The following is a 22,543-nucleotide window of genomic DNA, read 5'->3' on the forward strand; positions in this document are numbered from 1 at the left end:
ACGATGCCGCCCGACCCGGCCCCGCTGCCCACGACCCTGGTCGAGGCCTTCAAGGCCACGACCTACCGCGTCCGCCTGGCCGGCGGTGCGGAGGTCGACGTGCGCATCGGCGAGCGGGTCCAGTGGCCCGCCGACGAACCCTCGCGGGGGCCGGTCGGTCACTGGATGATCGTCACGCCCGACAACCCCGGCGCACGATCGCGCGACGAGGACGAGAACCGTCGCATGCGCGCCGAGCTCGACGCGGCGCTGGCCGAGGCCCGGATTCCGGTCCGCGGCACCACCCGGCACATCGACCCGCGCGGCCGCTGGCCGGACGAGCACGGCCGCCTGGTCGAAGTGCGCCGGCTCGACGAAGGCCTGGCCCTGGCCCGGCGCTTCGGCCAGGCCGCGGTGGTCTGCGGCACCGGCGACGGGCCGGCCGAACTGGTCCCGCTCCCCCGCGCTGGCGGGGGCGGATGAGCGCCCTGCTCCGCGCCGTCGACCTGGTCTTCGAACGCGCCGGCGAACCGGTGTTCGAGCCGGTTTCGCTGGCAGTCCACGGCGGCGACGTGCTGGCCCTGACCGGCCGCAACGGTGCCGGCAAGACCACCCTGCTGCGCGCCCTGGCCGGCGTGATCCGGCCGTCCGCCGGAACGCGCAGCGCGACCGCCGACTGCGCCCTGGTCGGCCACCTGCCGGCGATCAAGCACGACCTGACCTGCCGCGAGAACCTCGAGTTCGAGCGCGCCATGGGGCCGCCCGGGCGACCGGCGGCCGAGGCCCTGGCCCGGGTCGGCCTGGCCGGGCTGGGTCGGCGCCCTACGCGTGCGCTCTCGGCCGGCCAGCGACGTCGGCTGGGCCTGGCCCGGCTGCTGGTCCGCCGGGTGCCGATCTGGCTGCTCGACGAGCCCTATGCCAGCCTCGACGACGAGGGCTGCGTGATCGTCGACCGGCTGGTGTCCGACCACGCGGAGGCCGGCGGCGCCGTGGTGCTGGCCACCCACCAGCGCTTCCCCGACCACCCACGGCTGGCCCGGCTGGCCGTGGTGGCAGCCGACGCCGCGCACGGGGATCCGCACGTCGATACGCTCATCGATAGGCAAGGGGACGCGCCGTGAGCGCGCTGCGCGAAGCCCGTGCGCTGCTGGTCCGCGACCTGCGGCTGGCCTTCCGCCGGATCGGCCAGACGCTGCTGCCGCTGTTCTTCCTGTTCGCGGTCGTGGTGCTGATTCCGCTGGGCGTCGGCCCCGGCCCCGACCTGCTGGCCCGGCTCTCCGGCGGCATGATCTGGGTCGCCGCGCTGCTGGCCAGCCTGCTGGCGCTGGAGCACCTGTTCCGGCCCGACTACGACGACGGCTCGCTGGAGCAGTGGTTCGTCGGCAACCGCGAGGGCTACCTGGCCGTGTACGTCCGGCTGCTCGCCTACTGGCTCGTCACCGGCCTGCCGGTGGTGCTGTTCTCCCCGCTGGCCGGTCTGATGCTCAACCTGCCCGCGCCGGCGCTGGGTACGCTGGTGGCGAGTCTCGCGATCGGCACGCCCGCCCTGACCCTGATCGGCGCGCTGGCCGCGGCGCTGACCCTGACCACCCGCGGCGCCGGCGCGTTGCTGGCGATCCTCGTCTTTCCGCTGGTCGTGCCGCTGCTGATCTTCGCCGCCGGCGCGGTCCAGCTGGCCGCCGACGGCTTCGCCCCCGGTGCTCACCTGGGTTTCCTGGGGGCCTTTACAATAGTGTGTCTGACCCTGGCGCCGATCGGCATCCGGGCCGCTCTCAAGATGAATCTCGAATGATCTGGCAGTCGATCAAACTGGCATTCCACAAGCTCGGGTCGCCGCCCGTGTTCAGCGTGTTCGCGCGTCGCCTCGCGCCCTGGCTGTGGGCGGCGTTCCTGGCCTGCACGCTGTACGGCGTGTACCTGGCCCTGTACGTGGCCCCGCCCGACTACCAGCAGGGCGACTCGGCCCGCATCCTGTACATCCACGTGCCGGCCGCATGGCAGGCGCTGCTCGGCTACCTGATCATGGCGGTGCTGGCCGCGATCGCGCTGATCTGGCGCATCCGCACCGCCGAGATCATGGCCATGGCCGCGGCGCCGATCGGCGCCGGTCTCACGCTGATCTGCCTGGTCACCGGCTCGCTCTGGGGCAAGCCGATGTGGGGCACCTGGTGGGAATGGGACGCGCGCCTGACCTCGATGCTCGTGTTGCTGTTCATCTACGTCGGCATCATGGCGCTGTACGCGGCCTACGACGATCCGCGCAAGGGCGCGCGCGTGGCGTCGGTCCTGGTCATCGCCGGCCTGGTCAACCTGCCGATCATCCATTTCTCGGTCGAATGGTGGACCACGCTGCACCAGGGCCAGACGATCCGCGTGTTCGGCGAGTCGTCGATGCACCCGTCGATGATCCCGCCGCTGATCTGGACCACGCTGGGCACCAAGTTCCTGTTCGGCGCCGCCCTGCTGGACCGCGCCCGCAACCTGCTGCTGGCCCAGGACCAGCACAAGCGCTGGGTCCAGCGCGAACTCGCGCCCGGCCTGGAAGCCCCAGGCGCGGTCGATCCGATCGAACGGGGAGCGGCGATCCGATGATGTCGACGATCCTCCCCGATCTGAACTACGCGGCCTTCGTGTGGTCCAGTTACGGCGTGTTCGCGGCCGTCTGCGCGTGGCAGTTCCTCGCCCCGTGGATTCGCCGTCGTCGCCTGGTCCGGCAGATTCGCGAGCAGCTCGAGGAGCGCTCCGCGGCGAACGCATTGAAGGAGAACGACGCCCCATGACCCGCACCCGCAAGCGCCGCCTGCTGATCGTCGTCCTGATCCTCGTCGGCATGTCCCTCGCGACCGCCGTGGCGATCACCGCGATGAACCAGAACGTGATGTTCTTCGTCAGCCCCACGGACGTCGCCGAACAGGAACTGTCGCCCGAGCGGCGCTTCCGCCTCGGCGGCCTGGTCGCCGACGGCACCGTGGTTCGCGCACCGGGCAGCCTGGACGTCGAATTCCAGGTCACCGACGGTCGCCATAACGTGCCGGTGACCTACAGCGGCATCCTGCCCGACCTGTTCCGCGAGGGACAGGGCGTGATCGCCCACGGCTACCTGCGCGACGGACGCTTCGAGGCCGACGAGGTGCTGGCCCGCCACGACGAGACCTACACCCCGCCGGAGGTCCTGCGGGCGCTGGAAGAGGCCGGTCACCCCGGTCCGGACACGAACCCATGACGGGCGGCGTACTGGGCGAGCTGGGCCAGATCGCGCTGATCGTTTCGCTGGTTCTGGCGATCCTCCTCGCCACGCTGCCCCTGATCGGCGCGTGGCGCGACGACGCCCGGCTGATGAGCCTGGCCCCGTCGCTGGCCGTCGGCCTGTTCGTGTTCGTCGCGATCGCCTTCGGCATCCTGTCCGCCGCGTTCGTCGCCAACGACTTCACGATCGCCTACGTCGCCAACCATTCGAACCTCCTGCTGCCGGTGCACTACCGCCTGACCGGCGTCTGGGGCGGCCACGAGGGCTCGCTGCTGCTCTGGGTGCTGATGCTGTCGGGCTGGATGGTGGCCGTGGTCCTGTTCTCGCGTTCCCTGTCGCGGCCGTTCCTGGCCCGCGTGCTGGCGGTGATGGGCATGATCACGATCGGCTTCCTGCTGTTCACGATCCTGACGTCGAATCCCTTCGAGCGGCTGCTGCCGGGCCCGCCCGACGGCGCCGACCTGAACCCGCTGCTGCAGGACCCAGGCATGATCTTCCACCCGCCGCTGCTGTACATGGGCTACGTCGGCTTCGCGGTGGCCTTCGCCTTCGCCGTCGCCGGCCTGCTCGGCGGCAAGGTCGAGCGCGAATGGGTGCGCTGGTCGCGGCCGTGGACGCTGGCCGCCTGGTCGTTCCTCACCGGCGGCATCGCGCTGGGCTCCTGGTGGGCCTACTACGAGCTCGGCTGGGGCGGCTGGTGGTTCTGGGACCCGGTCGAGAACGCCTCGTTCATGCCGTGGCTGGTCGGCACCGCGCTGATCCACTCGCAGGCCGTGACCGAGAAGCGCAACGCGTTCCCCGCCTGGACCGTGCTGCTGGCGATCGCCGCCTTCTCCCTGTCGCTGCTCGGCACCTTCCTGGTCCGCTCCGGCGTGCTGACCTCGGTCCACGCCTTCGCCAACGACCCCGAGCGCGGCCTGTTCATCCTGGCCTTCCTCGGCATCGTCACCGGCGGGGCGCTGCTGCTGTTCCTGCTGCGCGCGCCGAAGCTCGCCGCCGGCGAGGGCTTCGACTGGTTCTCGCGCGAGACCCTGCTTCTGGCCAACAACCTGCTGCTGGTCGTCTCCGCGGCCATGGTCCTGCTCGGAACGCTGTTCCCGATCCTCAACGACTTCATGGGCTGGGGCCAGGTCTCGGTCGGTCCGCCCTACTTCTCGGCGATGTTCATCCTGCTGATGACGCCGCTGGTGCTGCTGCTGCCCTTCGGACCCATGAGCCGGTGGAAGCAGGACAGCGTCGGCCGGGCGCTGAAACCGCTCGTGGTGCCGGCGATCGTGGCCGTCCTCGGCGGCGTCATCATCGCCGGTGCGCTGGATGCGTTCACGCTGCGCGCCGTGACGGGCTGGATCGGCGGCCTCTGGCTGGTCCTCGGCGCCCTGGCCTTCGTCGCCCGCGCGGCGAAGTCGTCGTCGGGCCTGCTCCGGGGCCACTGGGGCATGGTCGCCGCGCACCTCGGCGTCGGCGTGTTCGTGATCGGCGTGGCGATGGTCGAATCGTCGACCGCCGAGCGCGACTTCGCGATGCGCCCCGGTGAGACCGTCGAGACCGCCGGCCTGGCCTTCCGCCTGGACGAGATCGCCACGGTCAAGGGCCCGAACTGGTCGGCCGAGGAAGCCCGCTTCACGGTGCTGAAGGACGGTGAGGCCTGGACCGCGATGACCCCGCAGAAGCGCCGCTATTACCGCTCCGGCCAGGTCATGACCCAGGTCGCCCTGGAGCCCGGCCTGTTCCGCGACCTCTACATCGCCATGGGCCAGCCGCTGGACGGCGACGCCTGGTCGATCCGCGTCCACGTCAAGCCGTTCATCCGCTGGATCTGGGGCGGTGCGGTGCTGATGCTGATCGGCGGCCTGCTGGCCGCGACCGACCCGCGCTACCGCCGCCTGGCGAAGCACGCCATGACGCGCACCGACGCGGCCGTCGGCGGTCCGCAGCAGGCCGCGGCATGACTCGTCTGCTCGCGGTCCCGTTGCTGCTGTTCGCAGTCCTGCTGATCCTGCTGTTCACCGGGCTGAAGACCGCCGACGAGCGCCAGCTGATCCGAAGCCCGCTGATCGGCAAGCCGGTGCCGGACTTCGCCTTGCCTTCGCTGGCCGACCCGGGCCGCACCATCACCAACGACGCGCTGGCCGGCCGTCCCTACCTGATCAACGTCTGGGGAAGCTGGTGCCCGGCCTGCCGCATCGAGCACCCCTTCATCGTCCGGCTGGGCGAGGAAGCGCCGGTGCCACTGGTGGGCATCAACTGGAAGGACGAACGCGACGACGCACTGCGCTGGCTGGAGCGGTTCGGCGACGGCTGGGACCTGCAGGTCGTCGACTACGACAGCGACCTGGTCATCGATCTGGGCGTTGTCGCCGCGCCGGAGACCTTCCTGGTCGACCACAACGGCATCATCCGGCACAAGCACACCGGTCCGATCGACGCCGAGAGCTTCGCCGACCTGATGCAGCGAAGCCGCGGCCTCGCCGCGCTGGCGGAGCAAGCGCAGTGACGGTGCGTTTCCGGACCTTCGCCGCCGCCCTGCTGCTGGTCCTGGCCGCGACCGGCGCGGCGCAGAACCCGATCCAGCCGCTGGAATTCGCCAGCGAGACCCAGCGCGAGCGCTACCACGCACTGATCGACGAACTGCGCTGCACCGTGTGCCAGAACCAGGCGCTGTCCAGCTCCGACGCACCGCTGGCCGCCGACCTGCGCGAGGCGGTCTACCGCCAGATTCGCGAGGGCCGGGCCGACAACGAGATTCGCCAGTTCATGCGCGACCGCTACGGCGATTTCGTGCTGTACAACCCGCCGCTGGCCGCCCATACGCTGCTGCTGTGGGCCGGCCCGCCGCTGCTGCTGGTCGTCGGCGGCATTCTCGCCGCGCTGATCGTCCGCGCCCAGCGCCGTCGCCTGGCCGAGTCGGCGGGCACGCCGGCCGGCGATTCGCCCTCCGATCCGCCCGCTACCTGACCCCGCCCCCGGAGACCGCCCGACGTGTTCCTGTTCCTGAGTGCGCTCGCCTGCCTGGTCGCGCTGGCCTTCGTCCTGGTGCCGCTGCTGCGCAGTGCGCCGGAAGCCCGCCGCATCCGCCATCGCCTCGAGGCGCTGGATGCCCTGAAGGAGGACCTGCCGGCCGCTGAATGGTCGCGTCGACACGACGCGCTCCAGCGGGAGCTCGCCGCGATGCCCCGCAGCAACGACCATCGCCTGACGGCGGCGCTGGTCGTCGTGCTGGTGCCGGTGCTGGTGGTCCTGGTCTACCGCGTCGCCGGCACGCCCGAGGCGCTGGACCCGATGGACCCCCGGGCGACCGAGGTCCGCGAGGTCCTCGGCGACCTGGCCGCGGCGGTCGACGAGAACCCCGAGGACGTCGAGGCCTGGACGCGCATGGGCCTGATCTGGAAGAACCTGCAGCAGTGGCCCGCCGCCGACGCCGCCTGGCGTCGCGTGCTGTTTCTGGAGCCCGACAATTCCTTTGCCCACGTCGAGCTGGCCGAGACGCTGCTGTTCGCTTCCGGCCGGCCCGAGATGCCGCCGGAGGCCGCCGCCCTGCTCGACCGCGCCGTCGAGCTCGACCCGACCAACCAGAAGGCCCTGTGGCTGTCCGGCATGGGCGCGTTCCAGCAGGGCCGTTTCCGCGAGGCGCTGGTCGACTGGGAACGCCTCGATACCCTGCTGCCGGCCGGCGGCGTCAAGGACCAGGTCAACGAACAGATGGCACGGGCCCGCGCGGCCCTGGCCAGCGACGCGCACGCGTCCGCCGGCGTGGCGGTGCAGGCGCCGGCCGCCGGCGCCGCGGATCGGCCGTCACCGGCCACGCCCCGCGACGACGCGGGGGCCGGCGTCTCGCTGACGGTCACCGTCGACCTCGCCCCCGAACTGGCCGGCGCCGTCTCCGGCGACGAGACCGTGTTCGTGTTCGCCCGCGCTGCCTCCGGCCCGCCGATGCCGCTGGCCGTGCAACGCTTCCCGGCCGCCGCCCTGCCCCGCACGGTGACCCTGACCGACGCCGACGCGATGGCGCCGAACATGAACCTGTCGAGCTTCGACACCTGGAACGTCACCGCCCGCATCAGCGCCAGCGGCAACGCGACCGCTTCACCGGGCGACCTGCAGGGCGTGCGCGAGGCGGTCACCGTCGAGGACGGGGACATCGCGCTGCGCATCAACGAGCGCGTCCGGTAGCCGCTGGACCCGGCCACCGCAGCCCACAGAGCGCAGCGACCAGCAGGATCGCGACGAAGACAGGGCCTGCCCAGCGATTGGGCCTGCGCTCGAACGTGTACCGCGCCCCGAGCAGGGTCCCCGCCGCTTCGTGATCGGCCCCCATTCCCAGGCCCGCCGCCCAGGGTCGGGGCGGCAGGCGCAAGAGCGTCTCGTCGGGCCCGAGCCGCTGCATGCGGGCCAGCGGGTCCTGGATCCGGTCGAGACTCGCAGGAACCGACCGGTCCACGCGCACGATGCCAGCTGCGTTCGCCTCCACGGCTTCGATCGTCGCATCGTCCAGCCCCGACACGACCAGCGTCCGCTCGGACGGCAGGCCGAGATAAGCGACAAGGAGTGCGACCGGAACGAAGCCGGCCGTCCAGAGCGTTGCGCGGCGAAGCCGGGCGAATTGCGACATGGCGGTTCTCCGGGGCGGATTCGATCGTCTCCGAGCCCGACGATCGAAGCAAGCGTGCGACGTTCGGGGTCGATCGGCGCGGATGATCTGCGACCCCGTTCCGCGTCGGCCGGACGCCGGCGGGCTTCGAGGCCAACGGTAGCGCGATCGACCGTTTCCGGGCGACAGGAAATCGACCCGACGTGATGTAGGAAATCGTCCATGCAGCACGCGGGCGCGCGAACGGGCACCGTGCGATCCCGGCCCCGTCGCTGCGACGCCTAGCCGGCCTCGACCAGCGCGTTGACCAGCATCTCGATCAGCGCCGCCCCGGCCCAGGTCAGCGGCACGATCACGGCGTAGGCGACGAAGCGCGTCACCGCGCCCATATCGAAGGGCCAGACCGGCAGGCGCGCGACTTCGCGGTGCAGCGACAGCGCCGCGGACTGCCGCATCATGGCCGCGTCGTCGTCGCCCTTCGGCTCGCGGGCCCGGCGAAGCATCCGCTGCGCGTCCTCGAGCGCCGCCCTGCGCTGGGCCAGCAGCTTGCGGTGCAGCGGCAGTACGGGCAGCAGGAGCAGGAGAAGCACGAACGGCGCGAAGATCACCAGCCCCGGCAGCGTCGTCCACCAGTCGATCGGACCGCCGAGCCACATGATCGACATCAGCGCCATGCCGCCGAGGGAGACCAGCGTGGACGTCACGGCCATGCTCCCGACCGGCATGTGGCTGTCCGGCTCGAAGATGTCCGTTTCCAGCTCGGGCACCAGGCGGCGGAACGTCAGCGCGTTCTGGACCAGGGCGCTCATGGCGACGTACATCGTCAGCCAGACGAACAGCGGCCCGATCGCGAACACGCTGGACGCGAAGTTCGCGGTCAGGCCGATCCACACGTTCTCCCAGCTTCCGGCCAGGAGCCGGCTCTGGACCAGCCAGAGCAGCACCGCCGCACCCGCCGATCGCAGCGTCCAGGCCAGCGAGCGCCGGTCGATGGCATCGCGCAGCTCGGCGCGCCGCTTCGACGAGGGCACGTACGCCTCCAGCGTATCCAGGCACTGGTGCGTGCGCATCGTGATGAAGTGGAACATCGGCACGATGTAGGCCACCGCGCAGGTGAAGAAGAGCGGGATGGACCAGGGGAACTGCCCGTCGTAGCCCGGATGTCGCACGATCTGCAGCCCGGCGGCACCGAACAGGGCGGCGCCCGCGGCGAGGAGGATCAATGCCGACCACCAACGCCCGAAGCGACCGGGCGGCACGAGGCGCAGCATCCAGATCCGGGTTCGCGAAGAAGGGCTCAAGAGCAGACCGGGCGATGGAGTCGGCTCGGAATATAGCAGCCCTCCGACCGGCGAGCGCCGCGGCTGCGTTCGCGTCGACCCCGACGTCCGGCTCAGCCGGAGCCGCGCGAGAACAAGCGACCCAGCCAGCGGAACGGCGCGGTGAGCAGGCGACCGACGCCGGAACGGCCGTCGGCCGGTGCCGCGCCGGGCCGCTTGCGACGGCGCGCTCCCCGCACCCGGGCGTCGAACACCAGCTCGACGCTGCCCATGCGGATCACGTCGCCGGGCTGCAGGTAGGCGCTCAACACCTTGCGATCGTTCACGAAGGTCCCGTTGGCCGACATCATGTTGACCACCTTCCAGCGGCCCTTGTCGTGGACCAGCTGGCAGTGCCGACCCGAGACGCTGTCGGCATCGATGACGATTTCGGCGCGCTCGCTCCGGCCGATTTCCCACTTGGTCCTGTCCCTGCCGGTCTCGTCCTTGCCTCCCGCGAGCTCGAACATCACGCCCATCACCGACTCGTTGAGCCCTACCAGGATCGGGCGGTCCGGACCCGCGTGTTCCCGGGCACGGGCGATGGCGATCTCCGGGTCCAGCGACGGCGAAGCGTGCTCGGGCGCCAGCATCTCCTCGTGGACCAGCATCGAGGTGTGGGACGCCTGCTCGAGCTGGTCGGCATCGGCCCAGCTGCCGGGAATCGACGCATCCAGCGCCCCCTGCGACGACCGCATGCCCTCCCGACCGGTCGGTCGAGCGGCGGCCGGCGCAGGACCCTTCCCGAAGTCTTCTTGCCCCGCCTCGCCGCGCTCGCGCTCGTCCGGGGCAGCGCCCTCGGGTGCGTCGGGCCAGTCGCCGTGCGGTGCATCCGCCGGTGTCTCGGATCCCAGCAGCGCGTCCAGGTCGCCGCTGCTCGCGACCACGGTCCGGTCCGCGTCGGGCTCGGTGCTCTGCTGTTCGACGTCGATGACGCGGAAGCGATCGTCGCCGAACTGGACCACGTCGCCGTCCTCCAGCGTCGTCGCCTCGGTGATCTTGCGGCTGTTGACGTAGGTGCCGTTGGTCGAGCCCCGGTCCTCGACGACGAGCGAATCGGCCTCGACCCGGAATTCGGCGTGGAGGCGGGAGCACTTGACGCAGTCGAGCACGAGCTCGCGCTCTCCGCCCCGGCCCACGGTGATCGTGCCGGACACGGGCGTCTTCCGGCGGGTCGCCTGGTGTTCGAGGGAAAAGCGGTCGCGCGGCGCGCCGTCGGTCGCCGGACCGGCGCCGGAGTTCCGTTCGGAGCGGTCGTCGGACGCTTGATCGGGATCGGAATCGCGCGCACTCATGAGGGCAACCTGTGGTCCGGGCGTGATGACCGTCACGATTTTACCGCAGCGCGCGCCGTGCGCCGACCGCCGCCGCGGAAACGCGGTCCAGCGCGGCCGATACCTGTCGCGCTCGTCAGTTCAGCGCGGCGGATACCCGTCGCGCGGCGGCCGCGTAGGCGCCCGGGTCGAACTCGTGCTCGTTCGCCAGCGATTCGAACCAGACATCGAGGACGGAAGCGACCGCGCCGGCGTCGTCGAGCACGATGCTGAGCGTCTCCACGGCCAGGAAGGCCTGCTCGGCGCTGGTGAAGTCGCCGTAGCGGCCCTCGCCGGCCCGCGCCAGCAGCAGCTCGCGCATGCGCCGCATCTCCCCTGCGCTGTAGTCGTGGCCGGCAACGAACCGGCGCAGGGCGTCGACGGCGCCGTCGAGTTCGCCGGCCGCGCCCTGCAGCGCCCCGCGACCGCGGGCGGTCGCCCGGTGCAGATCCCGGGTCCGTTCCCGTAGCCGCTCGCCGATCGGGGCATCGAGCACGTCAGCGATCGCCAGCAGCATCTGGAAGCTGCTGTCGTCGAGGCGCACCATCCCCGGCGGCAGTCCGCTCGTCACGGGCGTCGAGTGCATGCGCAGCGCGTCCATCGGGTGGTGGCAGGCGTGGCAGTCGAAGAACGCGAGCTCGGGAAAGATTCCGTGACCTTCGAAACGCTCGGAGCGGATCAGGGCGAGCTGGCGCTCGGCCTTCATCACCATGCCCGTCACCCACATGTTCACGCTGCCGATCTCGCCCTTGCGCCGGACGTAGTCCTCGTCGATCTCGTAGTGCGCCGGCTGGTTGACCGTGAAGGTCTCGAGCTCGAAGCTCATGCGCGGATGGCCGGCGGCCATGATGTCGTGGTCGGCGAACCTGTGCTCCGTGCCCACGTGGCACGACAGGCAGAGCCGCGCCCGCGCCTCGGGCTGCTCGGTCGGGTACATGCCGCGCGCGAGATTGTCTTGATGCGTCGCGCCCTCTTCGGCGTGCGATTCGATCCAGCGCTCGGCCCCGCCGTGGCAGGCCTCGCAGCCCACACCGTCGCTGATCTGGAACTTCTCGCCGCGCCGCTCCACCGGCACGTTGTCGGCGTGGCAGTCCAGGCAGACCTGCGCGGTGGTGGCATTGCCCAGTCCCAGACGCTCGGCCATCCGCCTCGACTCCTCGCTGCGCAGCACGTTGTAGGCACGCGAGTGGTAGTCGTCGTTGGACCAGGTGCGGTACTCGTTGAGCAGCACGTTCGAGGTTTCGTCCGGAGAAACCTTGCCGTGGCAGACCGACGTCGCGCAGGTCGCGGGCCCGAGGTGCAGGTCGTCGCTTTCGTACGGCAGGGGCTGGGCGAGCGCCGTCGACGCCGCCCATGCCGCCGCCGCGGCCAGCGCGATCCGATGACCGCGCGCCGGTGCGCCCGCCCGCCTACTCATGACCGGCCCCTTCCTGGCCAGCCCCTTCCTGGCCGGTCCCATGATGAACGGCCGGGTCATGCTCGATCACGCCGGGGTCGCCCTCGTCCTGCTCGACCTCGTCGCGGACGAACCAGGGGTTCCCGTCGTCGTCGAGATACAGGCCCTGCATTTCCTCCAGCGTCAGCGGACGGGCGCCGAGGCGGCCGAACACTGCGACCTGGCCGCCGGTCTCGTCGACGCCGCGGTCCCGCTCCAGCGGCCTCGACAGGGAGAGCGCGGGGCGCGCGGTGGGATAGGTCGCGATCAGCGCGGGATTCGGCCGCGGACTGAAGCCGTAGAAGTTCGGCTGCAGCTCCGGCGACGTCAACTGGACAACCTTCAGGCCGCCGCGGCCGTCGGCGACGTAGGCGAACAGCGACGCGTTGGTCGAGGCCACGATCACGTCACGCGCATCGACGATTCCGCCGTCGCGATCGTCATCGCCGGCAAATCGCTCGACGACCTCCATTGCTTCCGGACGGGTCACGTCGACGATGACCAGCCCGTCGCGACCCGCTGCGACGTAGGCATAGGTGCGGGAGACATACACGTTGTGCGCGTCGGCCAGCGCGATCGTGTTGTTCTCGACGATCCGCGGCGCCGCCGGATCCGTCACGTCGACGACCGACAGCCCGCGGGCGTCGACCACGAACAGGTAGCGGAACTGCAGCGTCGTGGCCCGGGCCCCGGTCAGCGGGATCGTCGAGGCCACGCGCGGCGAAAGCGGGTCCGACAGGTCGAGCACCACGATGCCGCGGTCGGCGGCGACATAGGCCCGGTCGCCGGCCATGGTGACGTGGCGGGCGCCGTCGAGCACGCCGTCCTCGTTCCAGGTCAGCGCTCGCTCCAGGTCGTTGTTGCGCGGCTCGCCGTCGGCCAGCGTGTTGACGTCGACCAGGATCAGGCCCTCGACGGCGTCCGTGATCACCGCATAATCGTAGATCGGCGCAAACGGCTGCTCCTGGTTGGTCTCCCGCATCAGCTCGCCCTCGTTGCGGTCCGGGTGGATCGGCTGGGTCGTCACGAGATCGACGCAGGTGGCGTTCTCCGAGGCCACCTGCATGTCCTGGCCGAGCGGACTGAACGGCGCCGAGACGATGCGCTGCGAGAAGCCCTTGTTGGCCACCGAGGCGATGTCGTAGACGCGGAAGCCCTCGTCGCCGCCGGCGGTGTACAGGTACTCGCCGCGCTGCTGGATGCAGCCGACGCGGCCAGCCGAATGGCGGTGCGCGGTCTCCAGTTCACGATCGCGTTCCAGGTGCGCGGCATGCCAGTCGGGATAGGCGTAGCGATGCAGGTAGCTGCCGATCACCGCCTGCGGCTCGTCCCACTCGGTGACCTGCACCGCCGACAGCTCGCCGTCGCCGCCGACCCACGCGTGGTAGCCGACGAAGTCGAGGAAGTTGGTGCCGAGCATCAGCGTCTGGGCGACGATCGCGTTGTTGTCACCGTCGGCCGACAGGTGACAGTCGCTGCAGACCCGCGTCTCGGTCTTGCGCACCGTGTGCGGGAAGTGCGTGTTCATCGCCTGCGAGCTGTAGCCGGCCGACGAGATCGGCGGCTGCTGCACGTAGATCTTCTGGCGGAACGCATCGGTGGAGGACAGCACGAGCGCCGACGACGAGCGCGCCGGCGCGTACTGGCCACCCTGCTGCTCGCCCTGGCGGGCCAGCATGAAGGTCTGGTCGCGCGCCACCTGCGGGTTGTAGGTCGAGTAGTTGCGCGACGGCCCGCCCTCGTAGTGCAGCCGATCGGTCTTCCAGTTGGCCTCGACCGGCAGGTGACAGCCGCCGCAGCTGGTCGTCCACGAGGTGTGGCAGGCGTAGCACTCCATTTCCTCGTAGCGGTGCGCCCGCGCATCGCTGGGCACGTCCATGCCCCAGGTCTGGGCCGTCACGTCCGTACTCATCAGCTTCGCCCTGGCCGCCCGCTCGTTGTAGCCGGCACTGCCCTCCATGACCGAGTCGCGGACCAGGCTCAGGGTCCATTCGAGGTCCGGGTTCATCGCCGAGCGCTGGACCAGCTCGTTGCCGATCCACTCGAAGCGCCGGCGGCCGTCCGGCGTGCGCAGCAGACTCATGTCGGTGCCGCCCTCGAGCGCAGCGGGGCCCGAGGTCCGCAGGTTCGGGTACGCGTCGGCGGTGCCGTGGCAGTCCACGCACTCGATCTCGATGGCCATCGCCACCTCACCGTAGAGATGACCGTTGCCGTGCGTGTCCTGGGCGAAGTGGCAGTCCACGCAGTGCATGCCCGCGTCGAGATGGATCGACGACATGTGCACGGCCTTGTCGAACTTTTCCGGGTCGTCGTTCGACACGATGTTTCCTTCGTCGTCGAGCAGGTTGCCCTCGCGGTCGCGCTTGAACACGGCCCGGAAGTTCCAGCCGTGGCCGTGGTAGTCGGCGAACTGCGTGTCGCTCAGCTCCGGGTTCATCTCCGAGACCTGGCGCAGGAAATCGACGTCGGCCCAGTTGCCGCGCGGCGCGGCGCCCTCGGGATTGCGGTCGAGCACTGCGCGCATCTCGTCCGCGTCCGGGTACTGCTGTTCCTCGGGCCACATGTGGGGCGCGTCGGACTCGTAGTCCCACATCGTGTAGCCCATGTAGCTGTTGACGAACATGTTCGGCTGGTGCATGTGGCAGACCATGCACTGGCTGGTCGGGATCGAGTTGGTGAACGCGTGCTGAAGCGGGTGACCCGATTCGTCGTCGGGGATGGTCGGATCCACGGTCTGCGTCCGGCCGCGGTGGCCGAAGGCGGCGTAGGGGCCCGAATGGCGAGGATCGCGGTCGTTGGCGTAGACCACGTGGCAGGACGCGCAGCCCGAGTTGCGGTAGTCGCCGGGCTGATCGTTGGTGCCCATGAACCACATGTTCGGGTCGTTCAGGCGGGTCTTGGTGATGTTCAGCACCGGCACCGAGATGCGCGCGCCCGTCCCCGGACCACGATTCGACTGACGGATGTCCGGACGGCCCGGCTCCTCGAGCAGCACGATGCGCCCGGTGGCGTTCGGGTTGCCCGTCTCCGGGAACAGGCTGAGCTTGTTGCGCCCGCCGCGCTCGAACACCCGGAAATGATCACCGGGCTTGATGGTCTCCCACGCCGGCAGCGGCAGCAGCTCCGGCAGGATTCCGAGCGCACGCATCGTTTCGTCGGGCTCGATCGGCGCGGTCACGCGCGCCGGCTCGCCGTCCGCCGTATAGGCCTCGCCGAGGATGTAGTTCTTCCGGTCGAGAATGCCGTTGTTGTAGGCCGCACCGCCCCACAGCATCGCGCTGGTCGCCATCAGGCTGCGCTCGGCCTTGTGGATGATCTCCAGGTGACAGGCGCCGCAGGCCTCACGCACCACGCGATAGTCCGACGGGTTCATGAAGCGGATGAACTCGGGGCTCTCGTGGTTGAGCAGCGTGTAGGTCCGCTCGGGGTTGGCGCTGCTCGGCGTGTGCCACTCGTCGGGATACAGCGGCAGCACGTGGGCGGTCTCCAGGGTCCGCTGGTAGGCCTCGTCGCCCATTGCCGCCCCGGCCGGCAGCATCCGGGTCGCATCACCGCCGTGGCAATCCGTGCAGCCGAGCTTGACCGCCGGGTTCGCGTGCATGCTCGGCCGATCGGTCTCCACGTGGCAGCTCATGCAGCCTTCGCTCTTGGCAAGCACCTCTTCGGCCGACTGGGACTCGGGCGCCGGCGGTGTATAGAGGTAGGAGCGGTCGACGGGATCGGCATAGCCGCCGGCGGCCAGAAGCTCGAAGGAAAGCACTGCGAGGAGCACGGCGATGCCTGCAACGGCACAGAGTCGGAGTGCCGAGTCTTCGCTCCTGAACGCCACGGACTTGAACAGCTTGAAAATCATCGTGTCGTCCTCGCTCAATACGTAAGGATCATGTTGAACAGCAGGCTCTGCGGCGTGTCGTCGTCCGGGAACAGCGACTCGTAACCGTCGCCGGGAATCAGCGCGGCATAGGAGAGCCGGAACACCACGTTCTGGATCATCGTCGGCCGCCAGATCGCCGACACGGACAGGTCCGTTCCGATGCTGCGGCCGATGTCGGCCTGGTTGCGCGCAACTTCGAGCACGCCGGTTTCGTCGAACCACAGCTGGTTGGCGTTGAACGACAGGCGAAGCTCCGGCAGCACGTCGAAGTCACCGCCGACGCCGAGCAGGATCAGGCCCGGGTTGGTGAAATTCGACTGGCCCAGTTCCTTGCTCGAGCGCAGCGAGTTGAGGATGCCGTTGCGCCCGGAAAGCGCCACCCGGCCACCGCCGACCAGCGGCACCGCCTGGCGGATCCAGTAGCTGGTGTCGGCGCCTGCGAACTGCGGATTCTCGAACACCGCGTCGAAGCCTTCGGACCTGTCGTCGAAGGGGTCGTCGTCGCCCGACTGGTACAGGAACGAGGCCCGGTACCGCTGCCAGTCGAAGTCCATGGATGCTTCGGCGGCCAGGAACCAGGCGCGGATGTCGCTCTCTTCGTTGGTGAAGATGCTGTTCTCTTCCGTGCCGTAGGCGTAGTAGGCCGAACCGGTGATGTTCAGCCGGTCGATGTGGCCGTCGGCGCTGTAGCCCAGGTAGCCGACGTCGTAGCGGCGCGGCCGCTCCATGCCGATCGAGGCCGGGCGGGCGATGAAGCCGTTGCTGTCGAACACGATCTCGTCGTCCTCGCGGTTGCGGTTCCAGGCCAGCAGGAACGACGAGAAGTAGCCGAGCTTCGGCATGTCCTGCCAGTACAGGTTGGCGACGAACAGGTCATCCTTGCGGGGCGCCGTGCCGAGGTCGTTCAGGCCGCTGTTGATGTCCTTCTCGAGGCGGCGGAACCAGGCCAGGTTGTACTGGAACACGTTGTTCCTGCGCGTTCCGAACAGGCGCACGCCGAGCTGGTCGTCCTGGAACAGGAAGCCGCGGAAGTCGGCGTTGAAGGGCTGGATGCCGATCCGGATGCTGTCGAAGTCGTACTGCTTCGACACGTCGCGGATGTGGTAGTCGAAGAAGGCCGCCTGGATGCCGACGTGGTGGTCGTGGCGCGTCGTGCCGTCGCGCGGGTCGACGTTCAGGTTCAGGATCTCGTCGGCCTGCGCGTAGTTGTAGTTGATGACCGGGGTGAAGCGGAACTCGTAGTCCGGCGGCCGGAACACCGTGTCGCCCTTGTAGTAGACGAACTCGGCGCCGACGTTCTGGACGAAGCCGAACTGGTCCTGGCCGCCGAACACGTTGAGGGCGCCCGATCCGTCGGCGCTCTGCACCCCGACCGGCGTCGGCAGGTTGCGGACCTCCACGAAGCTGTCGGAAAAGGCGGTGACGTTGAAGAACCAGTCCTCGCCGTGGATCGGCGTGTCGCCCTTGTAGCGGTTGCGGTTGTACGGATCCCACCAGCGCTCGTCGTAGAAGGCATCGACGATGCGCCAGCGATCCGGCACGGGGATCGGATCGACGTAGGCATCGACGCCCGGTCGCGGCACTGCCGAGGTGGAAACCGGCAGGGTCGGCCGCTCGACGATCTCGACCCGGCCGCGGACCTCGTCGCGTTCGCGCTCGCCGGGTCGGCGCCGCCGGACCGGGCGGTCGCTCTCCCCGGTCGGCTCGGCATCGGCCGGTGGGGTCGGCTCGTCCTGCGGCGCGCTCGGCCGCCGGCGCCGGGTCGAGCGACGCCGCTCCCGGGCCTGCGGTTCCGCGCTGTCCTGGGCGGCCGCCTCGGCGCGCTGCGCTGCCTCCTGTTGTGCGGCCTCGTCCTGCGCGCCAGCCGGGAGCGCGACGAGCATCAGCGACAGCACGACCGCAGCAGCGCCGACGGCCGTCCGCGCGGTCGACACGCTCCCGATCGGCTGGGTCCGTGAGTGCATGGCTCCCTCCCGCTCCTTGTTTCGATGGCCCTCGCCCTCCGCGCACCAAACGCGCGAGAGCCTCTGTGTTCTCCCCCTAGATCCCGCTGCAGGCGTTCTGGACGTTCGAGTCCAGGAACGGCGCGAACGGGCACTGCACGTAGCGCAGGCGCACGCCGCGCGGCGTCAGGCGATCGGCGCGAATCGCATCCGGCGCGTTGTTCACCATGCCGCCGAGTCGTTGTCCGGCCCGCTCGACCCCGAGCAGCGCGATCATGTCGTCCTGGTCGATGCCGTCGCCGGACACGCCGATGCCGCCGACGAGCGTGTCGCCGCGATAGATCGGCACGCTGCCCGGGAAGATCTGGATGCCGTTGGCGAGGTTGCCGCCCGGCGCCGTCGAAATGCCCGAACCGAGCTCCACGCCGACGCAGTTGTCCGGCGTCTCGGCCGGGAACAGGCCGGCCACGAAGCCGATGTGCTGGACGATGCCGTTCATCGCCAGGTCGAGCTGCAGGCCGGTGGAGAACACGCTCCACTCGCCGGCCGGCTTGCTGAGCGGCCCCGCATCGGTGCCGAGAATGCCGTCGGGGAAGAAGGGCCGCGACAGGTTGCCGCCGGCGCGGTCCGAAAAGGCCGTGCCGTCGGCCAGCGCGCTCGCCCCGACGAAGGCGCGCACGGCGTCGACGTAGTCCGGAATGTCCACGAAGCGGCGCGGCGCCAGGTTCGCGTCGAGGTAGACGGTCGGTTCCGTGACGCCCTCGAGGAACGCGCCGGCCGCGGCCGAGGAAAAGAACGCTGCGGTCCGCGCCTTCTGCAGCGAGACGTCGGCGCCGAACACGGGCGCGTCGCGCGAACGCGCCATGCCGAGGACCACGCCGTTGGAGTCGACGACCGACACGGTCACGCGCGCCTGGCTGCCCAGCGGTCGCCGGATCTGGGCCCGCGCCTGGTTGGCCACGCCCAGTGCCTCGTCGAGAATCACCCGCACTTCCTCGGCGCTCAGCGCCGATGCATCGGTGCCGGCCTGCGGCGGATAGCGGTCCTGATCGGCACCGTCGACGAACACGAAGGCGTCGCGGTCCGGGAAGGTCGCAGCCGGCGCACCGCGGATGCCCGACGGCGCCGTGCCGAACACGGTGCCCTCGCGAACGCTGCCGTCGCTGTAGCCCGGTACGGGAATCAGGCTGCCATCGCCCGGCCCCAGCGTGGAAAAGGCCGGCGCCGCGGCCGGGTCGGCGGCCAGGTCGTCGAAGTCTACGTCCGTGAAGCGCAGGGTCTTGCCCTCGACCGTGATCCGGTCGGCGCGGATGTCGTCCGGCGGCGTGAAACCGAAGGTGGCGGCCAGCGCGATCCGCTCGTCGAGATCGACGTCGAAATCGAGGATGTTGCGGTCGATGCCGTAGTCGCCATCGGCCATCACGCCGACACCGCCGACCAGCGCGCCGTCCTTGTACAGCGGCAGGCCGCCCGGGTCCGCCGACAGGCCCAGCGGCGAGCGCTGCGGACCGGGTGACGCGCCGCCGCCGGTCGCTGCCAGGGTGAAGTCCGAGCAGGCCAGCTGGCTGAACTGCACGCCGAACAGCGGCCCCGACGGCTGGTTGAACTCGCCGGGATTGAAGTGCTCCTGGACGATCTGGTTGGCCGTGCGGGTCGTGAACGCGTTGCCGTCGCTGGTCGAAAGGTAGGCGCCGGTCACCGCCTTGGCGATCGCCGCCAGCGCGTCGCCGCCGACGGTGGCCGGAAGCACGATGCCTTCGAGGCCGCCGTCGATGGCCGGCCGGCCCGGGTCGGTGGTGGCGAGGAGGACGTCGGGGTTGCTGCCGTTCATGCGATAGACGGCCAGCACGTTGCCGACCCGGTCGACCACCGCGATCGTCGCCACGGCGCCGAGCGCGTCCGCCTGATGCACGGCACGCGCGATCACCGCCTCGCTGTCGTCGGCAAGCAGCCGCGGGCCGGTGACGGACCCGAGCGTTCGCGGCCCACGCAGGGCGATCCGCGGCGAGGACGGGACGGTCCGCAGGAGCCGGTGTTCGAGCAGTTCGAGCCGCTCCAGGTAGGCGTCCTCGGAGAAGGGACTCGTGCCGACCGGGTCGTCGGCCGCAGCCGTGGCGCAGAGCGCCAGGGCAAGCAGCGTGACGGTGGGTCGGATCGAACGCGCGTTCCGGTTCATGGTCGCTCCCCCTCTCGAAGAAGGTGGGTGACCGTTCCGCCGGAGCGGCTGCCCTCGCCGGCGTGGTGCCCCCGCATCGCGTCGCGGAACGGCAGGTGGAAGTCGTGGCAACCGCGGCAGCTCAGAACCGCCATGATCTCGCCCGCGCCGCTCGGCCCATGACACTGCAGGCAGTTGTCGAGGCCCGGAATCAGCACGTCCTCGCTCCGTGCCGACGTCTCGGCAGCGTGGCAGGAGCTGCAGGCGACTTCGTCGTCCATCCTAGCGCGGCTCCGCGTCAGATGCACCTCGTGGTCGAAGCCTGCATACGGGTACCAGTCGTCGACCAGCCGGACCGGTTGCACGGCCCAGCGCTCGAGGAACGGTCGCGACGCATCGGTGCCGACCTCGTGGCAGGTCACGCAGCCCGAGCGCGAGAACTGGTTCGTCGCTTCCTGCAGCGCCAGGCGTCGACCGCAGTCCAGCGCCGAGCCCTCGCAGGTTTCCTCGCTGCGACTGCGCCCCGGCCGTCGCCGGCCGCGCTCGGCCGGCCCGCCGCGCAGCTCCGGGTCGGCGTGCTTGCGGATGTAGTGCTCCTCGAGCGCCAGGAGCACCGATTCGACGTCCCCGTGCGGCAGCTGCTTGCGCGGAAAATCGTCATCGAAGGACAGCGAGTGGCAGTCCTGGCAGGCCGTCTCCATGCTCAGGGTCGCGAAATGCTCCCCGTCCGGGTCGAGCGCGTGGCACCTCGAGCACGCCAGGGCCTCGCCGGTGGTCAGGGACTCGACCTTGCTCGGGTCGAGGTGCAGATCGTGCGGGAACTTCAGGTTCGAGGTCTCCGACGCGGACGGGGAATGCGGCACGCGCTCCCTGATCCAGTCGCCGGCGGGCTCGAAGCGCAGCAGCGAGAGCCGGAACTGCGGATGCGCGGCCTCGGAGAACCCGGCGACGGCCTCCGGCAGCGGGTGACCGTCGCGGGTCTGCGCAAAGGCCTCCGGCGCCTCGTGGCAGTCGACGCACAGCGCTTCCTCGTTGCGCACGAGGCGCGAGGGTTCCAGGTGCTCGCGGTGGCAGGTGGCGCAGCGCGTGGCGTCGAGCGTGGGCACGGCCACGACGCTGCGATCGACGTGGCCGGTCACCTCGGCGTGGCAGTCCAGGCAGCCGCCGTCGGGCGCGCGTTTTAACAGCTGCTGGTGGCAGGCCTGGCAATCCAGGCCGATCTCCGGCGTGTGGTGCACTCCGGCCAGCGGCCCCGTCGACCAGACGTGATCGGACGGCAGCAGCGGGTTCTCGCGCAGCTCCCGGCCCATCTCGGGCCAGAAGTAGCCGGCCAGGGGGATCGCGAGAAACAGCAGCAGGACGGCGATCAGACCGATCCATGCCGGCCGGCGCATGGCGAGACCGGTCTGCGCCAGTTCGATGCGGTGGTGGGTCGCCGCCCCGGCGCCCTGCCTGGGCTCGACGGTCGCGAGTTCCAGCACCGCGTCGAAGCCGGGCTCGGGTTCGCCGACCGTGATGACCTGGTCGCCGAGCTCGATGCGATCGCCCGCCTGGAGCACGCCCCGTCGACGGGACCTGCCGCCGGCCACCGTGTCGGCGCCACCGACGAAGCGGTAGCGGAAGCGACCCTTCGACGTCGGGCGCAGTTCGACGTGCCGCCGTGCCACCGCCGGGTCGCGCAGCTGGATCGACTGGTCGCTGGCGTGACCGACCGTGATCACCGCTTCGTCGAGCACGCGCTCGTCGAGCGCCTCGCGACCCGCCCGGTCCTTGTGGATGTGTCGAAGCAGCGTCTGCATGCGCGCTACCAGTAGAGGAAGACCGAGAGCACGTGGACCAGCAGCGCGGCGAGCATCGCCACGGTCAGCGGCACGTGGACGTAGAGCCAGATTCGCAGCCAGCCCTGGAGGCGGATGTCGTGGCGCAGCCGGCGCAGCACGCTCCGCCGCCGCCCGAACAGGGCCAGCAGGTCCTGCAGCACGAGCGCCTCCTCGCGCTTGCCGGCCCGCGGAACGCTGGCCGCCAGGTAGTCGATGACGGCTTCCTGGTCGCGATTGGCCACCAGCGTCGACGCATCACCGTCCCGGTCCGGGTCCAGCACCAGGGACCGGTCCCGGCCGTCGAGCTGGGCCACCACGCCCCCGCCCAGGCGGGTGCGGTCCAGCGCGCTGTCGACCACGGCGAAGGTGTGGCCGTCGCAGCGCCGGGCCAGGTCGCGGATCTTCTCGTCGAGCGCATTGAACTCGGCCAGCCAGTCCTTGCGGCGGCGGCCTGAGCGGGTCCGGGCCAGGCGCCTCGGGTAGCTCATGTAGACGAACAGGCCGTAGAACCCGCTGACGATCACGCCCACCATCAGCGCGTAGAACAGCGTGTGCACGTTCAGCCCGAACTGGAACGCGCAGTGCAGCGTGGCGACGACCAGCAGGGCCGCGCCGAGGTAGACGTGCGCGGAGGTCCAGCCCTCCACGGTGCCGAGCGTCGATCGGTAGCTGCGCTTGCGGATGCCGAGCAGCGACAGCCAGACGATCAGCACCGCGCCCGCCGCACCCAGCGTGTAGCCCTGCCAGCTCCCGCCGTTGGGCGGCAGGTCGCCGTCCTGGGTCAGGTAGAGCGCGATGGCGGCGACCACCAGCACCACGGCGACCTTGAAGTAGCGTCGATCGCGGTACTGGAGCAGGTTGCGGAACACG

19 protein-coding genes are annotated in these 22,543 nt (G+C 70.3%); 10 read left to right on the forward strand and 9 right to left on the reverse strand.

The window, feature by feature from the left end; genetic code table 11:
* Nucleotides 1-3: 3 nt before the first annotated feature.
* From KUV67_02650 to KUV67_02695, 10 genes are read left to right on the forward strand one after another with little or no spacing between them, the layout of a single operon-like run.
* A complete protein-coding gene (locus tag KUV67_02650; GenBank protein ID MBY6203768.1) occupies nucleotides 4-462 on the forward strand; it encodes a DUF3293 domain-containing protein in 459 nt (152 codons plus the stop codon).
* On the forward strand, nucleotides 459-1,100 hold the full coding sequence (gene ccmA, locus KUV67_02655) for a heme ABC exporter ATP-binding protein CcmA (protein ID MBY6203769.1): 642 nt from the start codon (nucleotides 459-461) through the stop codon (nucleotides 1,098-1,100). The genes KUV67_02650 and ccmA overlap by 4 nt, the downstream gene beginning before the upstream one ends.
* The gene (ccmB, locus tag KUV67_02660; GenBank protein MBY6203770.1) at nucleotides 1,097-1,771 is read left to right on the forward strand and encodes a heme exporter protein CcmB; all 675 of its coding nucleotides are present in this window, start codon (nucleotides 1,097-1,099) and stop codon (nucleotides 1,769-1,771) included. The genes ccmA and ccmB overlap by 4 nt, the downstream gene beginning before the upstream one ends.
* Complete coding sequence (locus KUV67_02665) at nucleotides 1,768-2,571, forward strand: heme ABC transporter permease (GenBank protein MBY6203771.1); 804 nt, start codon at nucleotides 1,768-1,770, stop codon at nucleotides 2,569-2,571. The genes ccmB and KUV67_02665 overlap by 4 nt, the downstream gene beginning before the upstream one ends.
* Nucleotides 2,568-2,759, forward strand: a complete 192-nt coding sequence (gene ccmD, locus KUV67_02670) for a heme exporter protein CcmD (GenBank protein ID MBY6203772.1) — start codon at nucleotides 2,568-2,570, stop codon at nucleotides 2,757-2,759. Before KUV67_02665 ends, ccmD begins: the two co-directional genes overlap by 4 nt.
* Entirely contained in the window at nucleotides 2,756-3,202 is a 447-nt protein-coding gene (gene ccmE / locus KUV67_02675) for a cytochrome c maturation protein CcmE (GenBank protein ID MBY6203773.1), read from the forward strand. Before ccmD ends, ccmE begins: the two co-directional genes overlap by 4 nt.
* On the forward strand, nucleotides 3,199-5,175 hold the full coding sequence (locus KUV67_02680; protein MBY6203774.1) for a heme lyase CcmF/NrfE family subunit: 1,977 nt from the start codon (nucleotides 3,199-3,201) through the stop codon (nucleotides 5,173-5,175). Before ccmE ends, KUV67_02680 begins: the two co-directional genes overlap by 4 nt.
* Entirely contained in the window at nucleotides 5,172-5,720 is a 549-nt protein-coding gene (locus tag KUV67_02685; protein ID MBY6203775.1) for a DsbE family thiol:disulfide interchange protein, read from the forward strand. Before KUV67_02680 ends, KUV67_02685 begins: the two co-directional genes overlap by 4 nt.
* Nucleotides 5,717-6,181, forward strand: coding sequence for a cytochrome c-type biogenesis protein CcmH (locus KUV67_02690; GenBank protein ID MBY6203776.1), 465 nt, complete (start codon nucleotides 5,717-5,719; stop codon nucleotides 6,179-6,181). The genes KUV67_02685 and KUV67_02690 overlap by 4 nt, the downstream gene beginning before the upstream one ends.
* A 24-nt stretch (nucleotides 6,182-6,205) precedes the next feature.
* Nucleotides 6,206-7,396 carry a hypothetical protein gene (locus KUV67_02695; protein MBY6203777.1) on the forward strand — a complete coding sequence of 397 codons (1,191 nt, stop codon included), beginning with the start codon at nucleotides 6,206-6,208 and terminating at the stop codon, nucleotides 7,394-7,396.
* Here KUV67_02695 and KUV67_02700 read toward each other — a convergent pair.
* The 9 genes from KUV67_02700 to KUV67_02740 all read right to left on the reverse strand — a co-directional run bounded on the left by KUV67_02700 (nucleotide 7,377) and on the right by KUV67_02740 (nucleotide 22,542).
* Nucleotides 7,377-7,835 (reverse strand): hypothetical protein, encoded by a 459-nt coding sequence (locus tag KUV67_02700; GenBank protein ID MBY6203778.1) that lies wholly within the window; start codon nucleotides 7,833-7,835, stop codon nucleotides 7,377-7,379. The genes KUV67_02695 and KUV67_02700 overlap by 20 nt on opposite strands.
* Before the next feature lie 260 nt (nucleotides 7,836-8,095).
* On the reverse strand, nucleotides 8,096-9,085 hold the full coding sequence (locus tag KUV67_02705; GenBank protein ID MBY6203779.1) for a hypothetical protein: 990 nt from the start codon (nucleotides 9,083-9,085) through the stop codon (nucleotides 8,096-8,098).
* A 122-nt stretch (nucleotides 9,086-9,207) separates the two neighbouring features.
* Nucleotides 9,208-10,428: an FHA domain-containing protein gene (locus KUV67_02710; GenBank protein ID MBY6203780.1), complete on the reverse strand. Its 1,221-nt coding sequence runs from the start codon at nucleotides 10,426-10,428 to the stop codon at nucleotides 9,208-9,210.
* A 115-nt stretch (nucleotides 10,429-10,543) separates the two neighbouring features.
* Nucleotides 10,544-11,863: a cytochrome c family protein gene (locus KUV67_02715; protein ID MBY6203781.1), complete on the reverse strand. Its 1,320-nt coding sequence runs from the start codon at nucleotides 11,861-11,863 to the stop codon at nucleotides 10,544-10,546.
* Nucleotides 11,856-15,734, reverse strand: a complete 3,879-nt coding sequence (locus tag KUV67_02720; protein ID MBY6203782.1) for a hypothetical protein — start codon at nucleotides 15,732-15,734, stop codon at nucleotides 11,856-11,858. The genes KUV67_02715 and KUV67_02720 overlap by 8 nt, the downstream gene beginning before the upstream one ends.
* A gap of 14 nt (nucleotides 15,735-15,748) precedes the next feature.
* On the reverse strand, nucleotides 15,749-17,719 hold the full coding sequence (locus tag KUV67_02725; protein MBY6203783.1) for a hypothetical protein: 1,971 nt from the start codon (nucleotides 17,717-17,719) through the stop codon (nucleotides 15,749-15,751).
* 76 nt (nucleotides 17,720-17,795) lie between these two features.
* Complete coding sequence (locus KUV67_02730) at nucleotides 17,796-19,874, reverse strand: heme-binding protein (GenBank protein MBY6203784.1); 2,079 nt, start codon at nucleotides 19,872-19,874, stop codon at nucleotides 17,796-17,798.
* A complete protein-coding gene (locus KUV67_02735) occupies nucleotides 19,871-21,652 on the reverse strand; it encodes a hypothetical protein (protein MBY6203785.1) in 1,782 nt (593 codons plus the stop codon). Before KUV67_02735 ends, KUV67_02730 begins: the two co-directional genes overlap by 4 nt.
* Before the next feature lie 5 nt (nucleotides 21,653-21,657).
* The gene (locus tag KUV67_02740) at nucleotides 21,658-22,542 is read right to left on the reverse strand and encodes a hypothetical protein (protein MBY6203786.1); all 885 of its coding nucleotides are present in this window, start codon (nucleotides 22,540-22,542) and stop codon (nucleotides 21,658-21,660) included.
* Between the last annotated feature and the right edge of the window lies 1 nt (nucleotide 22,543).

Origin of the sequence: Halomonas denitrificans, from assembly GCA_019800895.1 — a bacterium.
GTDB lineage: Bacteria > Pseudomonadota > Gammaproteobacteria > Xanthomonadales > Wenzhouxiangellaceae.

Coding starts and splice junctions, on each gene's coding strand:
- KUV67_02685 (MBY6203775.1), top strand. CDS start 5,172: ATGACTCGTCTGCTCGCGGTCCCGTTGCTGCTGTTCGCAGTCCTGCTG.
- KUV67_02735 (MBY6203785.1), bottom strand. CDS start 21,652: ATGCAGACGCTGCTTCGACACATCCACAAGGACCGGGCGGGTCGCGAG.
- KUV67_02680 (MBY6203774.1), top strand. CDS start 3,199: ATGACGGGCGGCGTACTGGGCGAGCTGGGCCAGATCGCGCTGATCGTT.
- ccmA (MBY6203769.1), top strand. CDS start 459: ATGAGCGCCCTGCTCCGCGCCGTCGACCTGGTCTTCGAACGCGCCGGC.
- KUV67_02730 (MBY6203784.1), bottom strand. CDS start 19,874: ATGAACCGGAACGCGCGTTCGATCCGACCCACCGTCACGCTGCTTGCC.
- KUV67_02650 (MBY6203768.1), top strand. CDS start 4: ATGCCGCCCGACCCGGCCCCGCTGCCCACGACCCTGGTCGAGGCCTTC.
- KUV67_02700 (MBY6203778.1), bottom strand. CDS start 7,835: ATGTCGCAATTCGCCCGGCTTCGCCGCGCAACGCTCTGGACGGCCGGC.
- KUV67_02715 (MBY6203781.1), bottom strand. CDS start 11,863: ATGAGTAGGCGGGCGGGCGCACCGGCGCGCGGTCATCGGATCGCGCTG.
- KUV67_02720 (MBY6203782.1), bottom strand. CDS start 15,734: ATGATTTTCAAGCTGTTCAAGTCCGTGGCGTTCAGGAGCGAAGACTCG.
- ccmD (MBY6203772.1), top strand. CDS start 2,568: ATGATGTCGACGATCCTCCCCGATCTGAACTACGCGGCCTTCGTGTGG.
- KUV67_02705 (MBY6203779.1), bottom strand. CDS start 9,085: ATGCTGCGCCTCGTGCCGCCCGGTCGCTTCGGGCGTTGGTGGTCGGCA.
- KUV67_02665 (MBY6203771.1), top strand. CDS start 1,768: ATGATCTGGCAGTCGATCAAACTGGCATTCCACAAGCTCGGGTCGCCG.
- KUV67_02725 (MBY6203783.1), bottom strand. CDS start 17,719: ATGCACTCACGGACCCAGCCGATCGGGAGCGTGTCGACCGCGCGGACG.
- KUV67_02710 (MBY6203780.1), bottom strand. CDS start 10,428: ATGAGTGCGCGCGATTCCGATCCCGATCAAGCGTCCGACGACCGCTCC.
- ccmE (MBY6203773.1), top strand. CDS start 2,756: ATGACCCGCACCCGCAAGCGCCGCCTGCTGATCGTCGTCCTGATCCTC.